Origin of the sequence: Cryptosporangium japonicum (assembly GCF_039524755.1) — a bacterium.
Taxonomy (GTDB): domain Bacteria; phylum Actinomycetota; class Actinomycetes; order Mycobacteriales; family Cryptosporangiaceae; genus Cryptosporangium; species Cryptosporangium japonicum.
Map to the genome: position 1 here is coordinate 341,096 of NZ_BAAAGX010000020.1, position 21,598 is coordinate 362,693.

15 protein-coding genes and 1 pseudogene are annotated in these 21,598 nt (G+C 72.8%); 6 read left to right on the top strand and 10 right to left on the bottom strand.

What is annotated here, in order from left to right; translation table 11 throughout:
- Positions 1-1,047: 1,047 nt before the first annotated feature.
- Positions 1,048-1,665 (top strand): transcriptional repressor LexA, encoded by a 618-nt coding sequence (lexA, locus tag ABD437_RS26765; protein WP_425558251.1) that lies wholly within the window; start codon positions 1,048-1,050, stop codon positions 1,663-1,665.
- Between the two features lie 62 nt (positions 1,666-1,727).
- Here the strand turns inward: lexA and ABD437_RS26770 are convergent, their stop codons facing one another.
- Positions 1,728-3,806, bottom strand: coding sequence for a hypothetical protein (locus ABD437_RS26770; protein WP_344651680.1), 2,079 nt, complete (start codon positions 3,804-3,806; stop codon positions 1,728-1,730).
- Positions 3,807-4,044: 238 nt separating this feature from the next.
- Positions 4,045-5,520, bottom strand: a complete 1,476-nt coding sequence (gene hflX / locus ABD437_RS26775; protein WP_344651681.1) for a GTPase HflX — start codon at positions 5,518-5,520, stop codon at positions 4,045-4,047.
- A 338-nt stretch (positions 5,521-5,858) separates the two neighbouring features.
- Between hflX and ABD437_RS26780 the strand changes: the two genes are divergently transcribed.
- Positions 5,859-7,244 (top strand): NAD-dependent malic enzyme, encoded by a 1,386-nt coding sequence (locus ABD437_RS26780; protein ID WP_344651750.1) that lies wholly within the window; start codon positions 5,859-5,861, stop codon positions 7,242-7,244.
- 610 nt (positions 7,245-7,854) lie between these two features.
- Here ABD437_RS26780 and ABD437_RS26785 read toward each other — a convergent pair.
- The 5 genes and pseudogenes from ABD437_RS26785 to ABD437_RS26805 form a co-directional block, all read right to left on the bottom strand.
- A complete protein-coding gene (locus ABD437_RS26785) occupies positions 7,855-8,262 on the bottom strand; it encodes a hypothetical protein (protein ID WP_344651682.1) in 408 nt (135 codons plus the stop codon).
- Between the two features lie 40 nt (positions 8,263-8,302).
- On the bottom strand, positions 8,303-9,136 hold the full coding sequence (locus ABD437_RS26790; protein WP_344651683.1) for an inositol monophosphatase family protein: 834 nt from the start codon (positions 9,134-9,136) through the stop codon (positions 8,303-8,305).
- A 1,106-nt stretch (positions 9,137-10,242) separates the two neighbouring features.
- Positions 10,243-11,097, bottom strand: a pseudogene (gene dapF, locus ABD437_RS26795) (diaminopimelate epimerase); the annotation flags it as partial.
- 49 nt (positions 11,098-11,146) lie between these two features.
- Positions 11,147-12,094: a tRNA (adenosine(37)-N6)-dimethylallyltransferase MiaA gene (miaA, locus tag ABD437_RS26800; protein ID WP_344651751.1), complete on the bottom strand. Its 948-nt coding sequence runs from the start codon at positions 12,092-12,094 to the stop codon at positions 11,147-11,149.
- A 2-nt stretch (positions 12,095-12,096) separates the two neighbouring features.
- Positions 12,097-12,831 (bottom strand): class III extradiol ring-cleavage dioxygenase family protein, encoded by a 735-nt coding sequence (locus ABD437_RS26805; RefSeq protein ID WP_344651684.1) that lies wholly within the window; start codon positions 12,829-12,831, stop codon positions 12,097-12,099.
- Between the two features lie 967 nt (positions 12,832-13,798).
- On the opposite strand from ABD437_RS26805, the gene ABD437_RS26810 reads away from it, so the two are divergent.
- Positions 13,799-14,980 carry a DUF349 domain-containing protein gene (locus ABD437_RS26810; RefSeq protein WP_344651752.1) on the top strand — a complete coding sequence of 394 codons (1,182 nt, stop codon included), beginning with the start codon at positions 13,799-13,801 and terminating at the stop codon, positions 14,978-14,980.
- Between the two features lie 33 nt (positions 14,981-15,013).
- A complete protein-coding gene (locus ABD437_RS26815; protein ID WP_344651685.1) occupies positions 15,014-15,985 on the top strand; it encodes a TAXI family TRAP transporter solute-binding subunit in 972 nt (323 codons plus the stop codon).
- On the opposite strand, the gene ABD437_RS26820 is transcribed toward ABD437_RS26815, so the two are convergent.
- Genes ABD437_RS26820 through miaB form a run of 3 tightly spaced genes read right to left on the bottom strand, consistent with a single transcriptional unit; the run spans position 15,964 to position 19,654 of the window.
- Positions 15,964-17,457, bottom strand: a complete 1,494-nt coding sequence (locus tag ABD437_RS26820; RefSeq protein WP_344651686.1) for a sensor histidine kinase — start codon at positions 17,455-17,457, stop codon at positions 15,964-15,966. The two genes, ABD437_RS26815 and ABD437_RS26820, sit on opposite strands and share 22 nt — an antisense overlap.
- A gap of 3 nt (positions 17,458-17,460) precedes the next feature.
- Positions 17,461-18,171 (bottom strand): response regulator transcription factor, encoded by a 711-nt coding sequence (locus ABD437_RS26825; RefSeq protein ID WP_344651687.1) that lies wholly within the window; start codon positions 18,169-18,171, stop codon positions 17,461-17,463.
- Positions 18,172-18,175: 4 nt separating this feature from the next.
- Entirely contained in the window at positions 18,176-19,654 is a 1,479-nt protein-coding gene (miaB, locus tag ABD437_RS26830; RefSeq protein WP_344651688.1) for a tRNA (N6-isopentenyl adenosine(37)-C2)-methylthiotransferase MiaB, read from the bottom strand.
- A 170-nt stretch (positions 19,655-19,824) separates the two neighbouring features.
- On the opposite strand from miaB, the gene ABD437_RS26835 reads away from it, so the two are divergent.
- Both ABD437_RS26835 and ABD437_RS26840 read left to right on the top strand, forming a co-directional pair.
- Complete coding sequence (locus ABD437_RS26835) at positions 19,825-20,583, top strand: amino acid ABC transporter ATP-binding protein (protein WP_344651689.1); 759 nt, start codon at positions 19,825-19,827, stop codon at positions 20,581-20,583.
- An 83-nt stretch (positions 20,584-20,666) separates the two neighbouring features.
- Complete coding sequence (locus ABD437_RS26840) at positions 20,667-21,542, top strand: glutamate ABC transporter substrate-binding protein (protein ID WP_344651690.1); 876 nt, start codon at positions 20,667-20,669, stop codon at positions 21,540-21,542.
- Positions 21,543-21,598: the final 56 nt, after the last annotated feature.

Sequence of the window (21,598 nt, forward strand, 5' to 3'; positions counted from 1 at the left end):
GATCGTCCAGAGCGTGTCGTGCTCGGTGACCACCATGCTGCGCGAGGACACCGGGGTGACGTCGTCGGCGCGGGTGGCGACGGTCAGCGACACCGCGGCGAGCACGACGCCGAGCAGCACCGCGCTGCGGATCAGCGCCCGGCCGCGCCGGGTGAGGCGCAGCGGCACCGGACCGGTGGCCGGCCCGGCGGCGGGGCCNNNNCCACGCCGCCGGGACCGGCCCCCGCTCCCGACCGGGGGCCGCGCGACTCTTCGGGGCTCCGCGGCCCCGCCGGCCCGCCGACGCCCCGGCACCGGCCGACAGTCCGCCGTGCGCTGCCGGGGCACCCGGGCCTCGGCGGGCGCCGGAACCACCCGCAGGTCGGCCGCGCGCCGGGCGAGCCCCTTGCCCGCCGGGTGCGCCGCCCGACTGGCCGCGAGCGCCCGCTCGGCGGACGGCGAGCGACCAGCACCGGCTCGCACCGCCTGCTCGAAGGGATCGGACGCCTCGGGCAGCGTCGGCACCAGTTTGAGCGTGACCACACGCACCCCCCGGGGAAGCCGTACACGTACGGGCGTTCGAACGAACGCGTGTACGATCTTTACCACGTTCCCGAATCCGATACCAGGCTTGCCACACCATTTGTTCGACCGTATGTTCGGCTCCGGTTGCACGACACCTCCTCGGTCGCGCGGCCCATCCGAGAACATCAGCCGACGAGCAGCCCCGCACCTCGTTCCGACCCGTCCACGACGCGCCGATGTCGTACGTGTGTTTGAAATCCGCGTCCACAGTGGTTACGGTCAACAGATGAGGTGACGGCGGCGGTGCCGTCAGACGAGGAGGTAACCGTGACGCGACAAGGCCGCAGCTCGACGGATGGAGACGGTGGCGTAACCGCCGCGCCGACCGCCGGCGCCGGCCAGGTCGAGGCCGTCTCCGACCCCGTAGCCGCCGACGATGCCGCTCCGGCCGCCCCCCGCCGCCGCGGGCGCCGCAGCACCACCACCGCCGGGACGCCGCTGAGCCCGCGCCAGCGCCGCATCCTCGAGGTCATCCGCGATTCGGTGGAGAAGCGTGGCTACCCGCCGAGCGTCCGCGAGATCGGCGAAGCGGTCGGCCTCACCTCGCCGTCCAGCGTCGCGTACCAGTTGCAGGCGCTGCAGGAGAAGGGTCTGCTCCGGCGCGACCCCAACCGGCCCCGCGCGGTCGACATCCGCACCCCGGGCGCGTCGGCCAAGGGCACCGTCGTCGAGATCGGCGGGGGAATCGCGTCGTCCGCGGACGCCGCCGAGGTCGACGGGCGTCCGGCCCCGGTGAACGTGCCGGTGCTCGGGCGGATCGCCGCCGGTGGCCCGATCCTCGCCGAGCAGGCCGTGGAGGACGTCTTCCCGCTGCCGCGCGAGATCGTCGGTGACGGGAACCTGTTCCTGCTGAAGGTCGTCGGTGACTCGATGGTCGAGGCCGCGATCTGCGACGGTGACTGGGTGGTCGTCCGGCAGCAGCCCGATGCCGACAGCGGCGACATCGTGGCCGCGATGCTCGACGGCGAGGCCACCGTGAAGCGTCTGCGCCGCCGCGACGGCGAGGTGTGGCTGGTGCCGCACAACGCCGCGTACGAGCCGATCCCCGGTGGTGAGGCCACGATCCTCGGCCGCGTCGTGACGGTGCTCCGCCGCCTCTGAGCACCCGTCAGCACACGAACGACGGCCCGGTCCCCGCAGTGCGGGGGCCGGGCCGTCGTCGTTCAGTAGTCGCCACCACGATCCGGGGGCGGTGGTGGGCGCCGTCCCGCGCCCGGTGGGGGCGGCGGGCGTCCGTCGTCCTCGCGGCGGCCCCGCCCGCGGTCGTTCCCGCCCGGAGGCGGCGGCGGACGCATGCGGTCGCCCGGTGGACGGGCGCGCCCGCTCCCGGTCGTCTCCCACTCCCCGTCGCCGCGGCCACCGCGACCACCGCTGGTCTCCGACCAGTCCCGGCCGCGGCCGTCGGGGTCGGCACCGCCGCCGTACGTCGTGCCCGGAGGAGGCGGCGGTGAGGCGCGCCGGGCCCGGGTGGGAGCGGACCGGTCGACCGGCGGAGGCGGCGGCGCCGACCCCGAACCCGGCCGGGCCGCGCCGCGGTTGGGGCCACCGGGCCGCGCCGAACCGCTCACCCGGCCGCTGCCGGTCGTCTCCGGATCGCGGGGCGGCCCGTCACGGCGCACCCGCCCGCTACCGGTGGACTCCGCGTCGTAGCGACGGCCACCGCTGGAGGTCTCGGAGTCGTAGCGACGCCCACCGCCGGTGGACTCCGCGTCGTAGCGACGGCCACCGCTGGACGTCTCGGAGTCGTAGCGACGCCCACCGCCGGTCGATTCCGCGTCGTAGCGCCGGCCGCCGTTCGACGTCTCGGGGTCGTAACCACCCGGACGACCCCCGCCTCCGCCTCCGCCGTACACCGTGCCCCGCCCGGCGGCCGGCCCGGACACCGACGCCGCCCCCGAGACGGACGCGGCCCCGGACACCGACGCGGCACCGGACACCGACGCCGCTCCCGACACCGACGCCGCACCGGACGCCGGACCCTCGGAGCGGAACCCCGCGGTGCCGGGCCCCCAGTCGGACCCGCCGCCCGGCCGCGCCGAACCTCGCGGCGACGGCGGAACCGGGGCGCCACCGCGTGCCGGTTCGGGCCGCCCGCCGTACACCGCGCCGGTGACGCGCGGCAGGTTCATGGTCTCCGACGAGGATTCCGGGGCGTCCGGATCCGGACCGCCGACACGCGGCCCCATCCCCACCCGGGGACCGGACCGCGGCGGCCCACTGGTCGGGCCCAGCGCCGCGGCCTTCCGGAACCGCACGATGCCGACGATGCCGACGGCCAGCAACGCCAGGCCGATCACGCCGACCACCGAGACGAGCGTGGTGATCTGGGAGAAGCTGATGCCGGAGAGGATGCCGCCGCCGGTGTCGGAGTCGCCGCCCTTGGGGTCGGCCGCCGCGGTGTCGGAGCCGGTGTCGCCGACCGCGAAGCGCTGGATCGACGCACCGGCGGACTTCGAGACGGTCAGGAACGACTTGCCGTCGGCCGAGTACGCGACCGCCTCGCCGGTCTTGTCGCCCTGCTGGCCGGTGAGCGCCACCTTGCGGGACTTCGCGGAGATCAGCGTTTTGGCGATGTCACCGCCGGCGACGTCCCACTCGTAGATCGAGTTGTACGTGCGCAGCGCGACCTTCTTGCCGTCGGGCGACATCGCGCCCCCGGTGACCTGCTCGGTGCCGCCCAGTGTCAGCGTGCCGACCAGCGTCAGCGGGACGGCCTCCTCGGCGGACTTCGACGGCCCGCTGATGCCCTGGCTGGCCTGGTAGACCTTCGCCTGGCCGGTCGTCGTCTTGGTGACGATGACCGGGATGTTGTCGTTCTGGACGAGCAGCGCCTCGGCGTTCTTCGCCCCGTCGGGATAGCGCATCCGCTGGATCGTCGGATCACCCGACGCGGGGAACAGGTGCACGGCGATCGTGTCACGCTCCGGCGCGGAGTCGCTGTCACCGATGTCAGCGACCCAGTACGAACCGTCGGAGGTCCGGATGAGGTCTTCCGGGGCGCGTGGCTTGTTGGTCGAGGTGAGCGTCTCTTTCACCGCGCACTTCGAGTCGAGCACGAAGATCTGGGCCTGCGCTACCGAATCGTCACCCTCAGCGACGACCGCATAGCCGTCGTCGACCGCTACCAATCCGCTGATCGTCGACAACTTCTGGTCGTTCACCGTGCAGACGTTCTCCGGCGCGGCCCACGCGACGGAACCACCCGGCAGCAGGCCGAAGCCCACCCCGAGCAGAAGCGCCACCAGTATCCGTCCACACCGTGTCACGCCCCCAGTCTTGCAGACACGGCGAGGCCGATCAGTGTCGTTGCGAAGGACGCCGCGAGAGGCGCCTCACGACGTCCTCTCTTCAGCCGAGACGACGAACCCAACGGACGACACAACGGCGGGCCGACCAGTGGATCGACCCGCCGCATGTGGTGTTCAGTCACTCACTGTAAGCGACAAAACGCGATTATCGCCGTTACTCAACCGGAACCCGTCAGGCGTGCTGTGCGGTGCCCGCATACGGCTGAAGTACCGCCGCCAGCCCCGGGTGCACCCGGACGTGGAGTTCGGTGCCGTCCTCGGTGTGCCGGCTGGAGAGCACCTCGCCCTCCGCGTGCACCCGCGACACCAGGCCGCCCTGGTCGTACGGCAACCGGACGTGCAGCTCCAGCGCCGGACGGGGCAACCGCTCCTCGATCGTGGCCCGCAGCTCGTCGAGGCCCTGGCCGGTGTGCGCCGAGACCACCACCGCACCCGGCAGCGCCTGCCGCAGCTGCAGCAGCGCCTCCGGCGACGCCGCGTCGGCCTTGTTCACGACGATCAGCTCGGGCACCTTCGCCGCGTCCACGTCGGCCAGCACCGCGCGGACGGCGTTGACCTGGGCGATCGGATCCGGGTGGGAACCGTCGACGACGTGCACCAGCAGGTCGGCGTCGGCGACCTCCTCCAGCGTCGAGCGGAACGCCTCGACGAGCTGGTGGGGTAGGTGCCGGACGAACCCGACGGTGTCCGACAGCGTGTACTCGCGCCCGTCCGCGGCCTCGGTGCGCCTGGTCGTCGGATCGAGCGTGGCGAACAGCGCGTTCTCCACCAGGACACCGGCGCCGGTGAGCCGGTTGAGCAGGCTCGACTTGCCGGCGTTGGTGTACCCGGCGATCGCCACGCTGGGCACCGCGTTGCGCTTGCGCTGGCTGCGCTTGGTGTCGCGGGCCTGCTTCATGCCCTTGATCTCGCGGCGCAGCTTGGACATCCGCTCGCGGATGCGCCGCCGGTCGGTCTCGATCTTGGTCTCACCGGGACCGCGCGTTCCCACGCCGCCACCGGCACCACCACCGGCGCCACCGGCCTGACGGGACATCGACTCACCCCAACCACGCAGGCGGGGAAGCATGTACTCCATCTGGGCCAGCGAGACCTGCGCACGGCCCTCCCGGGTGTGCGCGTGCTGGGCGAAGATGTCGAGAATCAGGGCCGTCCGGTCGATCACCTTGACCTTGACGACCTTCTCCAGCGCGGTGAGCTGGGCCGGCGAGAGCTCGCCGTCGCAGATCACGGTGTCGGCGCCGCTCGCGAGCACGACCTCACGCAGCTCGGCGGCCTTGCCGGACCCGATGTAGGTGGCCGGGTCGGGCCGGTCGCGCCGCTGCATCAGCCCTTCGAGCACCTCGGACCCGGCCGTCTCGGCCAGGGCCGCGAGCTCGGCGAGCGAGTTGTCGGCGTCCTCGGCGCTGCCCTCGGTCCAGACACCGACTAGCACCACGCGCTCCAGGCGCAGCTGCCGGTACTCGACTTCGGTGACGTCCGCGAGCTCCGTGGAGAGCCCGGCGACGCGGCGCAGCGCGTTGCGCTCTTCGAGATCGAACTGGTCACCGTCGTCCGGCAGCTCCGGGGACAACTCGGGGCGGAGCCGGATGGCGCTGTCGCCGAGTGAGCCGGCTCGACGTCCGGCGCTAGCAGGGGTCGGGCTCATCGGCAGATCAACTCCATCAGTAGTCAGTGCGGGGTCCTCTCGTGGGGGACGGATGCAACGCATCGTGACACGGTCATGGCCTCCCGGGCATCCGGAATATGCCCTACGAACTCAAGTTTCGGATGGTTCACCGAGGTGTCCGCCCGGGTCTACGGTTGGTAACGACGCCCAGGCTCCCGGGATTCCTTCTCGTGTCGGATTCCCCGAATCCTGCGGCCCATACCTCAGCGCACCGTCGAAGCGGGCTCTGGAAGGATTCCGACGCCAACGCGTGCCGCACCAGACGACCCCGGCCCCCGCACGGGCCGGCCAGACGGAGGAAACCCGTGTCCACCCCGATGCCCAGTGCCGGTTTCTCGATCACCATCCGGATCGCCGCTCCCGCTGACCCCACGGGTGTCGGACGGCTCACCACCGCGGTCGGTACCGCGGGCGGTGTCGTCCGGGCGCTGGACGTCGTCGACTCGGACGCCGACCGCGTCGTCGTCGACCTCACCTGCGACACCTCCGACGGGCCGCACGCCGACAGCGTCGTGTCGGCGCTGCGCGCGCTCGAGAACGTCGACGTGCGCAAGGTGTCCGACCGGACGTTCCTGCTGCACCTCGGCGGGAAGATCGAGGTCACCCCGAAGGTGAACCTGCGTACCCGCGACGAGCTGTCCCGCGCGTACACGCCGGGCGTGGCCCGGGTCTGCCTGGCGATCGCGGAGAACCCCGAGGACGCCCGCCGGCTCACGATCAAGCGGAACACGGTCGCGGTCGTCACCGACGGCTCCGCCGTGCTCGGCCTGGGCAACATCGGCCCGGCCGCGGCGCTGCCGGTGATGGAGGGCAAGGCCGCGCTGTTCAAGCGCTTCGCCGGCGTCGACGCGTGGCCGATCTGCCTCGACACCCAGGACACCGACGAGATCGTGTCGATCGTGAAGGCGCTCGCACCGGTCTACGGCGGCATCAACCTGGAGGACATCGCGGCGCCGCGCTGCTTCGAGATCGAGGCGCGGCTCAAGGAGGACCTCGACATCCCGGTCTTCCACGACGACCAGCACGGTACCGCGATCGTGGTGCTCGCCGCGCTCACCAACGCGCTGCGCGTCGTCGGCAAGGAGATGAAGAACGTCCGGGTGGTCGTGTCCGGCGCCGGCGCGGCCGGCACCGCGATCATGAAGCTGCTGCTCGCCGAGGGCGTCGGCGACATCATCGCCTGCGACCGCGAGGGCGCGCTGCACGCCGGCTCCGCGGGTCTGAACCCCAGCATGCAGTGGCTCGCCGAGCACACGAACCGGGAGGGCTACTCCGGTTCGCTCGCCGGGGCGGTCCGCGGCGCCGATGTGTTCATCGGCGTCTCCGCGCCGAACCTGCTCACCGGCGACGACATCGCCACGATGGCCGACCGGTCGATCGTGTTCGCGCTGGCCAACCCCGACCCGGAGGTCGACCCGCGCGAGGCCCGCGAGCACGCCGCGGTGGTGGCCACCGGCCGGTCCGACGAGCCCAACCAGATCAACAACGTGCTCGCGTTCCCCGGCATCTTCCGCGGCCTGCTCGACGCCCAGGCCCGCGAGTTCACGCTGCCGATGGCGCTGGCCGCGGCCGAGGCGATCGCGAACACGGTCGGCGCCGACAAGGTCAACCCGAGCGTCATCGTTCCCTCGGTGTTCGACCCGTCGGTGGCGCCGGCGGTGGCCGCCGCCGTCTCGGAGGCAGCCCGCCGTACAACTGCCTGATCCCTACGCCACGCGGCGAACCACCGCACGCAGGTCCGCGCCTGCATCAGTGGCGGGCGACGCGCGCCTCGCCTCCCCCGGCCGAGACGTCCGAGCCGCCGCGCGCACGGGCTCACGCCTGTCGCCGGCGGCCCGCCGTTGAGCGGTCCCGTTCAGACGCGCTGGAGCGCGCCTGAACGGGACCGCTCCGAGGCAGGGATCGAGGGCCTCGCGATGGACCGCGCCGGGAGCGTTACCTGGTGCGCAAGCACGCTGATGTCGAGCCGAAACGGTCCCGATGAAGCGCGCTGGAGTACGCCTTGATGGGACCGCTCGGAGGCACTGAGCGGTCCCGATCGAACGCGCTGGGGCGCATCCCAACGGGACCGCTCGGAGGCACTGAGCGGTCCCGTTCGAGCGCGCTGGGGCGCATCCCAACGGGACCGCTCGGAGGGGCACTGAGCGGTCCCATTCGAGCGCGCTGGGACGCATCCCAACGGGACCGCTCGGAGGGCCACTGAGCGGTCCCGATCGAACGCGCTGGGGCGCATCTCAACGGGACCGCTTGCTGCCTGGCGCGGAGCCGGGGTGGTCCTGATCCGGGTTCGGTGGAAGGGGGCCGCTGCCGTGGCTAGGCGACGGCGTTCGCTGGGGGGCGGAGGTGCGGGGTGGGCGTGGCTCGGAGGGGCGGCGGCGTGGGGATGGGTCTTTCGGCGGCGCCGGCGGCGGGGCGGGGTTTGGGGCGGCGGCGGGACCGTTCTCCGCTGCTGCCGCCCGGCCCCAGGTAGATGAACAGACCGTTCACCGGATCGGGCACCGCGTCCAGCGCGGCCGCCACCGCGGGGGTGGCCCGGAACCGCAACCAGTCGTCCACGTCGTCGAACTCGACCTCGAGGACGAGCCCCCAGTCGCGTCGAACCCAGCGCCAGTCCTTGGCCCCGTGGGTTACCGCCGCCTCCACCAGGTGCTCGCGGTGCGACGCGGACCACACGTCCGCCGAGAACCGGCCGTCGAGAATCTCGATCGTCCAGATCTCCATGGCTCCACGGTGAACCTCCCGCGCAAGCCGGGCAAGCGGTTCACGCGTACGAAGCGGGATCTCCCAGCGCGGCGATCAGCTCGGCGAGCTCGTCGAGGACGCCCGGTCGCCCCGCCAGGATCGAGCGGCTCCGGAGACTCCACTCGCCACCCTCGAGGTCGCGCACCTCACCGCCGGCCTGGCGCACCATCAGCGCGCCGGCCGCGTTGTCCCAGGCGTGGTTGCCGAAGTTCAGCGACGCACCGACCGCACCGGCCGACGCCCACGCGAGTTCGACCGCCGACGACCCGAACATGCGCACCCGCATCGCCTGGTGCGCGACCGCGTTGGCCAGCGCCATCCGGAACCGGAACGGGTAGCGCGGCGTCGGCCCGCCGTGGGTGCCCTTCGGTGCGACGTTGCCCAGCGCGATCGTGACGTCGTCCAGCCGGGTGCGAGCCAGCTCGGGCAGCGCCTCGCCGTTGCGCTCCAGCGGGCCGCCGTCGATCGCCTGGTACGCCTCGCCGAACAGCGGGAGCCGGATCTGGCCGACGACCGGGCGGCCCTCCTCCAGCAGCGCGAGCGCGATGCCGGTGAGCGGGATCCGGGCGCTGTAGTTCGCGGTGCCGTCGATCGGGTCGAGCACCCAGGTGACGCCGGTGTGCAGGTCGTGGCCGCCGAACTCCTCGCCGTGCGTCGGCAGGCCGGTGCGTTCGGCGAGCGCGGCGGTGATCTGCCGTTCCAGGGCGAGGTCGGCGGCGGTGGCCCAGTCGCCGACGCCCTTGACGACCTCCTCCTTGGCGCCGATCTCGCTGACGAAGAACGGGACGGCTTCGTCGAGGATCCCGGCCGCGGTGCCGGCCAGTTCCTTCAGTTGTGCGGTGTCGAGGCTCACGCGCGGGGTCCTACGGCTGCGGGTTCGCCCGGTGCGCCGGGCGGTGGGGTGTGCGGGGGGCGGCCCGGTGCGGCCGGGCGGGGGAAGGCGTGCGTTCCGGCCGGGGGCTGTTCGTCGGCCGACTCCTCGGCGATGGCCTCCACGACCGGCGCCGTGACCGCCTTGAGCAGGGCTCCCAGCCCCGGGGTGACCACCGGCTCGCCGGTCACGACGCCCGGGTCGACGGTCGGCCACGAACCGGTGCGTTCGGCTCCCGGCGTGGCCGTCGGCCGTGGTGCGGTCGGTTCCGGCGTCGGGATCGTGTGCCAGGCGCCGGTGATGTCGGCCGAGGGTGAGATCGTGCCCCAGGATCCGGTCGCTTCGCCGCGGCGCCGGGAGCCGACCGGGCGCACCGGGGGCGCCGGGCTGGTGTGCCGCACCGGCGCGGCCGGTGAGACGGGCTCGACCGACGGGACCGGACCGGCCGGTGCCACCGAGCGCGCCGGGCCCTTCGAGCTGCGTGGCGGTGCGTGCTGCGGCCGGCCGCGGGCCGGATCCCAGCCCCGCGCGGCGGGGTCCGCCTCGGCGTGCGGGCGGGGTGGGGTGTCCCATCCCTGCACCGGCTCCTCGGTCACCCACTCGACGATCGCGTCGGCCACGAACGCGCCGTCGGACGCCCGCGCGTCGGCACGGGTGGCCTCCTCGCTCCCCGGGGGCGCGGCTTCGGGCGCCGACGGCCGCGACGACACCGCGGGCGGCGACGGCGTGCCCTCGGACCCGGCCGCCCGCGACGGGGCGGACGGCGACGGGGTGGACGGCGACGGCGCGGCTTCCGGCGGGGCCGGGTGGGCCGGTGCGGGCTGCGGCGGCGCGGGGCGTGGCGGTGCGGTCTGGTGCGGTGCGGTCTGGGGCGATGCGGGCTGGGCCGGGGCGGGCTGCGGCGGTGCGCTCTCGGGCGGAGCCGGGTGGGACGGCGCGGGGCGCGAGGGCGCACGGTCGGACGGGGCCGCGTGGGACGGGGTGTGGGTCGCCGGCGGGGTGGGCTCGACGACCTCGCCGAGCACGGCGCGCGGCCCCTCGGGCTCCGACGGCGCCTGCGCGATCACCGGCCGCGCCGCCGCGGCGGCGAGCCACTCCGGCGAGAGCTGGCCGCCCGCCACCAGCACGGCGGGCCCTTCGAGCAGCGTCGTCGCGGTGGTGACCGTGATCGCCACCCGCCCGCCGGGCACGTCGACCGCGACCCGGCCGGTGGTCTTCCCGGCCGACCGCAGCGCCACCGCACCGACCGCGCAGGCACCGGTGCCGCACGAGCGCGTCTCGCCCGACCCGCGCTCGTACACCCGCATCCGCACCCGCAGGTCGTAGCCGTCCGGCGACGGCACGCCCGGCGTCGTCCGCGCGTCACCGGCGAGAACGTTCACGATCTCGACGTTGACGCCGGTCGGGAACGCCGCGGGGTCGAAGTCCGGCGGCGACGTCAGATCGAGGTCCTCGACCGGAAGCACCGTGCCGCACACCAGGTGCGGGTTGCCCATCGACACCGAGATCCCGGCGAACGAACGGCCACCGACCTGCACCACGGCCTCGGAGCCGATCACCGCCGGCCCCATGTCGACGGTGATGTCGCTCTGCCCGTCCGGCACGACGACCAGCTTCGTCCCGGCCCGGGTGGAGATCCGCATCGTGCCCGGCTTGGCCAGCCCGGCCTCGACCAGGTAGCGCGCGAACACCCGGATGCCGTTGCCGCACATCTCGGCGATCGACCCGTCGCCGTTGCGGTAGTCCATGAACCACTCGCCGTCGAGCCCGAGGCCCTCCGGGATGCGGGTGGTGCGCACGACCCGCAGCAGCCCGTCGGCGCCGATACCGGCCCGGCGGTCACACAGAGCCCGCACGAGCTGCGGCGGGATCTCCAGGACGCCGTCCGGGTCGGGCACGATGACGAAGTCGTTCTCGGTGCCGTGGCCCTTGGCGAACGGCACGGGGCCGCTCACAGGGGTGCCGGGGGCCGGCGCGGAATCGCTCACAGCATCAGATCCTACGAGGGCGGGCGCATGATTCCGGGGTGAGCCGGTGTGACTCATGAGGTATCAGTTTCCGCGCCTCCTCCAGCGCGCGGGGCTCGTCGGTCGGATCGAGCCAGTGCACCCGGTCGTCGCGTCGGAACCACGACCGCTGCCTGCGCACGAACCGCCTCGTCGCGGCCTGGGTGGCGGTGATCGCGCCGGGCTCGTCGAGCTCGCCGTCGAACATCCGCAGGATCTGGGCGTATCCCAAGGCGCGGGACGCGGTGCGGCCCGCACGCAGCCCGCGCTGTTCCAGCGCGCGTACCTCGTCCACCAGCCCGGCGTCCCACATCACGCGGACACGCTCCTCGACCCGGGCGTCGAGTTCCTCGACCGGGCGGTCGAGGCCGATCCGGACCGCCGGGTAGTACGGCTCCGGGCGGTCGGGGAGTTCGGCGGCGAACGAGCCGGTCAGCGTGATCACTTCGAGCGCGCGGACGATGCGCCGGCCGTTGCTGGGCAGGATCGCGGCGGCGGCGGCCGGGTCGGCCGCGGTGAGCCGGGCGTAGAGGGGCGCGGGGCCGGCGTCGGCCAGTTCGGCTTCGAGGGCGGCGCGGACCTCGGGGTCGGTGCCCGGGAACTCCATCCGGTCGAGCACCGCGTCGACGTAGAGGCCGGACCCGCCGACCAGCACCGGGACCGTCCCGGCCGCGCGCAGCGCGTCCACCGCGGCGCGGGCGAGCCGCTGGTACTCGGCGACCGAGGCCGTCTCGGTCACCGGCCAGACGTCGAGCAGGTGGTGCGGCACGCCGTCCTGCTCGGCGGGCGTCAGCTTCGCGGTGCCGATGTCCATGCCCCGGTAGAGCTGCATCGAGTCGGCGTTGACGACCTCCCCGCCCAGCGCCTGGGCGAGCGCCACGCCCAGCCCGGACTTACCGGTGGCGGTGGGCCCGACGACCGCGACGACCGGCAGCGTCACGCCGGGGACCAGGCCGCGACCAGGTAACCGACGCCGTACGGGGCCTCGGCCGAACGCAGTTCACCCTTCCAGGGGCGCCCGTCGGCCTCGACCGCACCGGCGAGGATCTGCCAGGGTGCCCGGCCGGCGGCGAGCAGCTCGCGGGCCAGACCGGGGTCGAGCGCGGCCAGCGCGGCCGTGTCCACCGCGGCCAGCGCGTCGGCGACCGCGGTGTCGAACGGGACGGCGCGGGGGTCGAGCGAGCCGGGCGCCTTCTCGTCGCGGCTCGCCGAGCCGTCGCCCATCACCAGCAGCAGCGTGGGCGCCGGGTACCCGGCCAGCCGCGCGCCCAGGTCGGCGCACTCGGCCGGGGTGGCGTGCTCGGTGACGACCCGGGCACGCACCGGCCCGTTCCAGCCGGCCCGCCGGAGCAGCCACACCCCGACGGTCACCGAGAGCGGCAGCGTCGGCGTGCCGGCCGGCTCCGTGTCGGGCACCACGCGGGTGAGGCCCACGGTCACGGCCGCGCCGTAGCCCGCGAGCGAGCCGGTCGCGTCCGGCGCCGCGCTGCCCGGGGTGGGGCCGGTGCCGACCACCACCACGTCGAGATCGTCGCCGGACGACTCGCCGGCCGCGAGCAGGTCGCGGACCGCGGCCACGCACGTCTCCCGGAGCTCCGCCGGACCGGTCGCACCGGTGAGCGACGGCACCAGCAGCGGCGGATGGGGACAGACAGTGGCGGCGAGCAGCACCCCGGAAGGGTAACCGGCACTAGGGTGGGCTCCGGCGCCGTGTCAGCCAGGTATCCGACAGGCACGCGAAATGTGCTGTTCGTGACCCGGTTGATCGATGATCTAGCAGCAGTTGCGTCACCGATCGCCGCATCGGTGCGAAGTAGTTCGCCTGAACCTGTGACAATGCTCGTCAGGCAGCCCGAGAACCGGTCTGCGGCCCGTCCGAGGCCGCATCCGGCTCACGCAGGGTGGCGCAGCAGATGCGGTGGTGAATATACCCGCCACCGGAACGGGAACGAGGATGGTCATGGACACTTCCGGCAGCGACAGCACCGCGGCCACGCCCGCGGGAACTCCTGCGGAGTCGTCGCCCACGGAGTCCGCTGACGTGCGGTCGGCCCAGGTCCCGCCCGCCGACACGCCGTCGGCCGAGGCGTCGGACGAGGCATCGGCGGACGCTTCGGCGCGCGCGGAGAACACCGACACGCCGAGCGCTTCGGACCAGCCCGCACCCACCCCGGCCCCGCCGGCCGTGACCCCGGCCGTGATCGCCGCGGCCATCACCCCGGCCGCCACCGCGCCCACCCCGGCGCCCCCGGCCGAGCCGAGCGCGACTCCTCCGGCCGAGCCGAGCGCGACCCCCACCCCGGCCGAGCCCACCGCGGCCGAGCCCACCGCCGCCGAGCCCACCGCGGCCGAGCCCAGCGCGGCGCCCGCGCCCACCCCGGCCGCGGCTCCCCCGGTCCCCAGCCCGGCCGTGATCGCCGCGCAGACCCCCACCCCGGCCGACGCCACCCCGGCGCCGACCCCCGCGACCGCGATCCCCGCCACCGCGACCCCGGCGACCCCGGCCACGGCGACCCCGGCCACGGCGACCCCGGCCACGGCGACCCCGGCGGGCTCCGCCGGAACGACCCCGGCGACGCCGGCCGCGGCGAGCGCGACCCCCGCCTCCGGTGGCACCGCGTCCAGCGAGCACGGCTGGATCGACGCCGAGGGCAACGTCTACGTCCGCACCGCCGCGGGTGACCGGGCGATCGGCTCCTGGCAGGCCGGCACCGCCGAAGAAGGCCTGCACCACTTCCAGCGCCGCTACGACGACCTGGTCACCGAGGTCGAGCTGCTCGAGGCCCGCCTGTCGGGCGGCATGAGCGACGCGTCGCACACCAAGTCCTCCGCCGCCCGGCTGCGTGAGTCGCTGGCCGACGCGCACGTCATCGGCAACCTCGACGCGCTGGCCACCCGCCTGGACGCGCTGATCGAGCAGTCGTCCGCGAAGGCCGACGAGCAGAAGGCGGCCAAGGCCAAGGCCCGCGAGGAGGCCACCACCCGCAAGCAGGCGCTGGTCGCCGAGGCCGAGGACATCGCGAACAACTCCACCCAGTGGAAGGTGGCCGGCGACCGGCTGCGCGACATCCTCACCGAGTGGAAGACGATCCGCGGCGTCGACCGCAAGACCGACACCGAGCTCTGGCGCCGGTACGCGGCCGCCAGGGACGGGTTCAGCCGCCGCCGTGGCAGCCACTTCGCGGGCCTCGACCAGCAGCGCAAGCAGGTCCAGGGCATCAAGGAGCAGCTGGTCACCGAGGCCGAGTCGCTGGCCGAGTCGACCGACTGGCAGGCCACCGCCAACCGGCTCAAGCAGCTGATGAACGACTGGAAGGCCGCCGGCCGCGCCCCGCGCGAGGCCGAGGAGCAGCTCTGGAAGCGCTTCCGGGCCGCCCAGGACACGTTCTTCGCGCACCGCTCGGCCACGTTCTCCGAGCGCGACGCCGAGCTCAAGTCGAACCAGACGCAGAAGGAAGCGCTGCTGGCCGAGGCCGAGCGGATCGACCCCGACAGCGACCTCAAGGGCGCTCAGGCCGCGATGCGTGACGTCCAGGCGCGCTGGGACGAGATCGGCCGGGTGCCCCGCGAGGCCGTCGCGCAGCTCGACCGGCGTCTGCGCGCGGTCGAGGAGCGGGTCCGGGTGGCCGCCGACGCCGAGTGGCGCCGCGGCAGCGTCGAGAGCAACCCGCTGCTGGCCCAGATGCGTGAGCAGGTGGCGAAGGCCGAGCGTCAGCTCGAGCGGGCGAAGACCCAGGGTGACCAGCGTCGGATCGCCGAGGCCGAGAAGGCGCTGGCGTCCAAGCGCCAGTTCCTCGACCTCGCCGAGCAAGCGGGCTAAGTCCTGCCCGTCCTGACCCGGCGACGACGCTGGGTGCTGCTGGTCACCGTGGTGGCGCTGGCCATCGCCGCGGTCGGGATGGTCGCGTTACGTGGTTGCCGCGAGCCGGTGTGTGATCCGGTCCAATACCCGACGGGTGGGATCCGGATCAGCACCGGCGGCGCCGGCGGCGTCTACGAGGCGTACGGGCTGGCGCTCGAGGACGTCCTGCGTGACGAAGTGCCCGACGTGACCGTCCGCGTCGACAACAGCGGCGGGTCGGTCGACAACCTGGGCCGGCTCGCCGCCAGTCAGGCCGATCTCGCGTTCATCTCCGCGGACACCGCGTTCAAGGCGCCGACGCTGGAACGGAACGTCGGCGCTCCGCCGGGCCGGATCCGTGCGGTCGCCCGGGTCTACGACGAGTACGTCCAGGTCGTCGTGCGACGCGATTCGACCGCGCGGTCGCTCGCCGATCTGCGCGGCAAACGGGTGTCGGTCGGCGCGGCGGGCTCGTCGGTCGAGATCACCGCGCAGCGGCTGCTGGACGCCGCCGGCATGGGTCACGACGGTGACATCGTGCGGCGCAGCTTCAGCGTCAGCGACTCGGCCCGTCAACTCGCGCGGGGCACGCTCGACGCGTTCTTCTGGGTCGGCGGGCTGCCCACCGGGGCGGTGGCCGAGCTGGCCGGCACGCTCCCGATCCGGCTGCTGCCGCTCGACCGCTACGTCGAGGAGCTGCACCGCCAGTACGGGTCGTTCTACCAGCTCGCCACCGTGCCCGCCGGCACCTACGCCGGCGTCGGCGACACCCGCACCGCGGCGGTGCCCAGCTACCTGCTGGCCAGCCTCAAGCTCGACGACGACCTGGTCTTCCGGCTCACCTCGGCGCTGTTCACGCACCGCAGGCGCATCGCCGAGGTGGTGCCGAGCGGCCGGGTGCTCGACGTCCGCTCCGCGATCAGCACGGGCTCGATCCCGCTGCATCCCGGCGCGATCCGCTACTACCGCTCGGTCAAGCCCTGAGCGGCGGCCGCCTCGATCGCGACCGGCGGCTCGGTGACGTCGGCCGCGGGCTTCTCGGCGGGTACGGGCGACGGTGGGTTCGGGAGCACACAGGTGACCGACAGGCCGCCCTGCGGGCCGGTGGTGACCTCCAGGCGGCCGCCGAACGTCTGCAGCAGCGACGTGACGATGCTCAGGCCGAGCCCGGTGCCGGGAACGTTGGCGTGGCTGGGGCTGCGCCAGAACCGGCCGGCGACCTTGTCGAGCTCGGTGATCGGGAGCCCGTCGCCGTCGTCGGAGATCGACAGCCGCACGACTCCCGGCGACCCCACACCGGCCCGTAGCGCGGCGACGATGACACCGTCGTCCCCGGCGTAGCGGCTGGCGTTGTCGAGCAGTTCGTCGAGCACCCGGCTGAGCGACTCGGGGTCGACGAGCGCCTCGGCGCTGGCCACGCCGGAGCGCACCAGGATCTGGCCACGCAGCTCGGCCCGCACCCGCCAGGCCGAGAGCCGCTCGTCGAGGACCGGGCCGACGTCGACGCGGCGCACCGCGCCCAGGTGACGTTCGGCGCGGGCCAGCGCGAGCAGCTCCTCGAGCACGCGCTGCAGCCGCTGACCCTCGCGCATGGCCTCGTCGTACTCGGTCTTCGCCCGGTCGGGCAGGTCACCGGCGTTCTCGTCGGCGACCGCGTCGGCGAGGTTGCCGATGCGCAGGAGCAGCGCGGTCAGCGGGTTGCGCATCTGGTGGGACGCCTCGGCGACGAACGCGCGCTGGGCGTCGAGCGCGCCGCTCACGGTGGCGGCCATCTCGTTGAAGGACCGGGCCAGCCGGCGCAGTTCCGGTGGTCCGGTGCCGACCGGCGCGCGTGACTCCAGGTCACCGGACGTGATCGCGTGCGCGGCGGCGTCGAGGCTGCTCACCGGCCGGAGCACCCAGGTGGCCAGCGCGTCGGCCACCGCGACGAAGAGCGCGACCGCGCCGAGGCTGAGCGCGGCCAACACGATCCAGACCGTGCCGACGCGGGTGCGCAACGTGTCGGTGGGCGACACCGTGACGACGACCCCGGCGACCCCGGCGCCCTCCCCGGCCAGGAACGGCACCGCCACGACCAGCGGATGGTCCTGCCAGGGCCAGATCGACATCTCCTCGGTGCTGCGCCCGGAGAGCGCGGTGTCGATCCGTTCGCTGACCGTCGGGTCGTCGATGTCGACCGGACTCGAGCTGAGCATCACCTGGCGGTGGCCGTCGAGCACGACGGTCGGGATGCCGTAGACGTCGTGGTAGCGCTCGATCTCGTCGCGCAGGGCGGACAGCTCCGACGTGCCGGTCCCGTCCCGGAGCAGCAGCGCGAACCGGTTCGTGTCCTGGAGCCGGTCGATGTACACCTGGCGCTGGGCGTTGGTGGCGTAGTTCGTCGCCAGCGGCGTCAGCAACGCGACGACGACCAGCGCGATCAGCGTCAGCAGGAGCACGAACAGGCGGGCTCGCATGGGTCAGCCGGCCGGGTAGCGGTAGCCGACCCCACGAACGGTCTCGATGATGCCCGCGACGCCGAGCTTCGCCCGGACCGCGGCGACGTGCACCTCGAGCGTGCGCTGGTTGCCGATCCAGGCCGAATCCCAGACCTCGGCGAGGATCCGCGACCGGGTGAAGACGATGCCGGGCTGGCGCGCCAGCATCGCGAGCAGGTTGAACTCCTTGCGGGTCAGCGCGACCGGCTGCCCGTCCACCGTCACCTCGCGCCGTTCCACGTCCAGCTGGACGCCCCCCGGCCCGGCGATCGTGGTGGTGGGCGCCGGTGACGAGGGGGCCTCCTCGACCGGCGCGTCCGACGGCACCGCGCGAGCGGCCCGGCGGGTGACCGCGTGGATGCGGGCCACCAGTTCCCGCGGGTCGAACGGCTTGGTGACGTAGTCGTCGGCGCCGACGTGCAGGCCGTGCAGCCGGGTCGCCATGTCGGTGCGTGCGGTGACCATGATGACCGGGACGTCGCAGAGCTCCCGGATCCGTTTGCAGAGCGCGAGCCCGTCCAGGTCGGGTAAGCCGAGGTCGAGCAGGACGACGTCGTGGCGGGCGCCGGTGCGTAACCGCTCCAGCGCCCGCTGGGCACTGCCCACCCGGTCGACGTCCATCTGCTGGCGGGAGAGGTTCACCGACAGCGCGCCCGCGACCCGGTCGTCGTCCTCGATCAGGAGTACTCGCACGGGGTTATCCGCACACCGGGGCGGGGAGTGCGGCCGGCGGGCCGAGCGTCGGCATGCCGAGGCCGACGCCGCTGGTGCGGGGCCTGCGGCCGGCTTCGACGTTGTCGCCGGCGCGGGTGCGGCGGTGCGAGTGGATCGGGCCCTCGGCGATCGCGTGGTGCGGCGCGGCGTACGTGACGGTCGTCGTCACGACGTCGCCGGGACGGATCACGCTCGGGTCGCCGGCGAAGTGCACCAGCCGACCGTCCCGGGCGCGACCGCTCATCCGGCCGGTTCCGGAGTCCTTGCGGCCCTCCCCGGTGGCGACGAGCAGCTCCACCTCGCGGCCCACGAGCTTCTTGTTCTCGGCCCAGGAGATGTCCTCCTGGAGCGCGATCAGCCGCTCGTAGCGCTCCTGCACGACCGCCTTGGGCAGCTGGCCGGGCATGGTGGCGGCGGGCGTGCCGGGGCGCTGGGAGTACTGGAACGTGAACGCCTGCGAGAAGCGCGAGGCGGCCACCACGTCGAGCGTGGCCTGGAAGTCCTGCTCGGTCTCGCCGGGGAAGCCGACGATGATGTCGGTGGTGATCGCGGCGTCGGGCATCGCGGCACGGACCCGCTCGAGGATGCCGAGGTAGCGCTCCGAGCGGTAGGAGCGGCGCATCGCCTTCAGCACGGCGTCGGAACCGCTCTGCAGTGGCATGTGCAGCTGGTGGCAGACGTTCGGCGTGGTGGCCATCGCGTCGATGACGTCGTCGGTGAAGTCCTTGGGGTGCGGGGAGGTGAAGCGGACGCGCTCGAGCCCGTCGATCTCGCCGCAGGCGCGGAGCAGGTTCGCGAACGCCGAGCGGTCGCCGAACTCGGCACCGTAGGAGTTGACGTTCTGCCCGAGCAGCGTCACCTCCAGGACACCCTCGGCGACCAGCGCGCGCACCTCGGCCAGGATGTCCTCGGGGCGGCGGTCGGTCTCCTTGCCGCGCAGCGACGGCACGATGCAGAACGTGCAGGTGTTGTTGCACCCGACCGAGATCGACACCCAGCCGGAGTAGGCCGAGTCGCGGCGCGCGGGAAGCGTCGAGGGGAACGCCTCCAGCGACTCCTTGATCTCCACCTGGGCCTCGGCGTTGTGCCGCGCGCGCTCCAGCAGCACCGGCAGCGACCCCAGGTTGTGGGTGCCGAAGACGACGTCGACCCAGGGGGCCTTCTCGACGATCGTGCCGCGGTCCTTCTGGGCCAGGCAGCCGCCCACGGCGATCTGCATGTCCTTCTTGTGCCGCTTCACCGAGGCGAGATGCCCCAGATTGCCATAGAGCTTGTTGTCGGCGTTCTCACGCACGGCGCACGTGTTCAGCACCACGACGTCGGGGTCGGTGCCGGGCTCGGCCGGGCGGTATCCGGACGCCTCCAGCAGCCCGGACAGGCGCTCGGAGTCGTGGACGTTCATCTGGCAGCCGAAGGTGCGCACCGAGTAGGTGCGTGCTGCCGGTTCAGTCGGGGCGCTCATAACAGGTCACAGCCTACGGCCTCGGCCGAAGGCCTGGCTCGAGCGATGCGATCGTCGCGACGAGACCGGCTCGTTACTCGTCCGTGATCGATGAGCGCTAAAACCCGGTCGTTAAGTCCAATAGGGTTCGGCACTACGCAGGAATCCCCTAGCGCTGACTGAGGAGCCCGATGCCGGATCAGCCGACTAGCGATACTCCCCTAGTAGCAGTCGAGGGGGTCAACAAGTACTTCGGCGACTTGCACGTACTGCGGGACATCAACCTGAACATCCGTCGGGGCGAGGTCGTCGTCGTCGTCGGACCGTCCGGTTCCGGAAAATCGACGCTCTGCCGTTCGATCAACCGGCTGGAGCCGATCGAAAACGGCGAGATCCGTATCGACGGCACGCCGCTGCCCGCGGAAGGAAAGGAACTGGCCCGGCTGCGCGCCGACGTCGGAATGGTTTTCCAGTCCTTCAATTTGTTCGCGCACAAGACGATCCTCGAGAACGTCATGCTCGGGCCGGTCAAGGTCCGCAAAGAGTCGGCCGACGCCGCGAAGAAGCACGCGATGGAACTGCTCGAGCGGGTCGGCATCGCCAGCCAGGCGGACAAGTACCCGGCGCAGCTCTCCGGCGGTCAGCAGCAGCGCGTGGCGATCGCCCGCGCGCTGGCGATGCGTCCGAAGGTCATGCTGTTCGACGAGCCGACCTCGGCCCTCGACCCGGAGATGGTCAACGAGGTGCTGGACGTCATGACCTCGCTGGCCCGGGAGGGCATGACGATGGTCGTCGTCACGCACGAGATGGGCTTCGCCCGGCGGGCGGCCGACCGGGTCGTCTTCATGGCCGACGGCCAGATCGTCGAAGCCGCCGACCCCGACACGTTCTTCACCGCCCCGACCTCCGACCGGGCCAAAGACTTCCTTTCCAAAATCCTCACGCACTGAACTCTTTTCCACCCACCGGCCTTTTCGGCGACGGAAAAGAATTCTCCGACCCGCCTACCGACGGATCCCCTGGAGGACAGCACATGAAGCTCCGGAAGCTCGCCGTACTGGCGATCGCCGGCGCCCTCGCACTCACCGCGTGTGGCAAAGAAGGCGACAGCAATGGTGACGAGCCGACGTCGACGGTGGAAAGCGCCGTCGCGGTGTCCGGCTCGAAGACCTTCGACGCGATCAAGGCCCGCGGTTCCGTGGTCATCGGCGTCAAGGAAGACCAGCCGAACCTCGGATACAAAGACCCGACGACGAACGAGTACTCCGGCTTCGACGTCTCGATGGCGAAGCTGATCGCCGCCAAGCTCGGATACGGCGACGACAAGATCCAGTTCAAGGCGATTCCGTCCGCGAACCGCGAGCAGGCGATCGTGAACGGCGACATCGACTACTACGTCGGTACGTACTCGATCACCGACAAGCGCAAGGCGCAGATCTCCTTCGCCGGCCCGTACTACATCGCCGGCCAGGACCTGCTCGTGCGCAAGGACGACTCGTCGATCACCGGCCCGGAGACGCTGAAGGGCAAGACGGTCTGCTCGGCCACCGGTTCGACCTCGATCCAGCGGATCAAGGACGAGCACAAGGACGCGAAGACCGTCGAGTTCGAGAAGTACTCGCAGTGCGTCGACGCCGTGCTGAACAAGCAGGCCGACGCCGTGACCACGGACGACGCGATCCTGCTCGGCTACGCGGCGCAGCAGCCGGAGAAGCTGAAGGTCGTCGGCAAGCCGTTCTCCGAGGAGAAGTACGGCGTCGGGATGAACAAGGACGACAAGGCCCTGCGCGACAAGGTCAACGACATCATCGAGGCCTCCGCGAAGGACGGCGAGTGGCAGAAGATCTACGACGCCACGCTCGGTAAGTCGGGCTCGAAGGCGTCGCCGCCGGCGCTCGAGCGGTACTGAGGGATTTCCGCGGGGCCGTCCGTTCAGCGGGCGGCCCCTTCTCTTTACCGGGAGAC

Coding starts and splice junctions, on each gene's coding strand:
- ABD437_RS26840 (WP_344651690.1), top strand. CDS start 20,667: ATGAAGCTCCGGAAGCTCGCCGTACTGGCGATCGCCGGCGCCCTCGCA.
- ABD437_RS26780 (WP_344651750.1), top strand. CDS start 5,859: ATGCCCAGTGCCGGTTTCTCGATCACCATCCGGATCGCCGCTCCCGCT.
- miaB (WP_344651688.1), bottom strand. CDS start 19,654: ATGAGCGCCCCGACTGAACCGGCAGCACGCACCTACTCGGTGCGCACC.
- hflX (WP_344651681.1), bottom strand. CDS start 5,520: ATGAGCCCGACCCCTGCTAGCGCCGGACGTCGAGCCGGCTCACTCGGC.
- ABD437_RS26785 (WP_344651682.1), bottom strand. CDS start 8,262: ATGGAGATCTGGACGATCGAGATTCTCGACGGCCGGTTCTCGGCGGAC.
- ABD437_RS26835 (WP_344651689.1), top strand. CDS start 19,825: ATGCCGGATCAGCCGACTAGCGATACTCCCCTAGTAGCAGTCGAGGGG.
- ABD437_RS26820 (WP_344651686.1), bottom strand. CDS start 17,457: ATGCGAGCCCGCCTGTTCGTGCTCCTGCTGACGCTGATCGCGCTGGTC.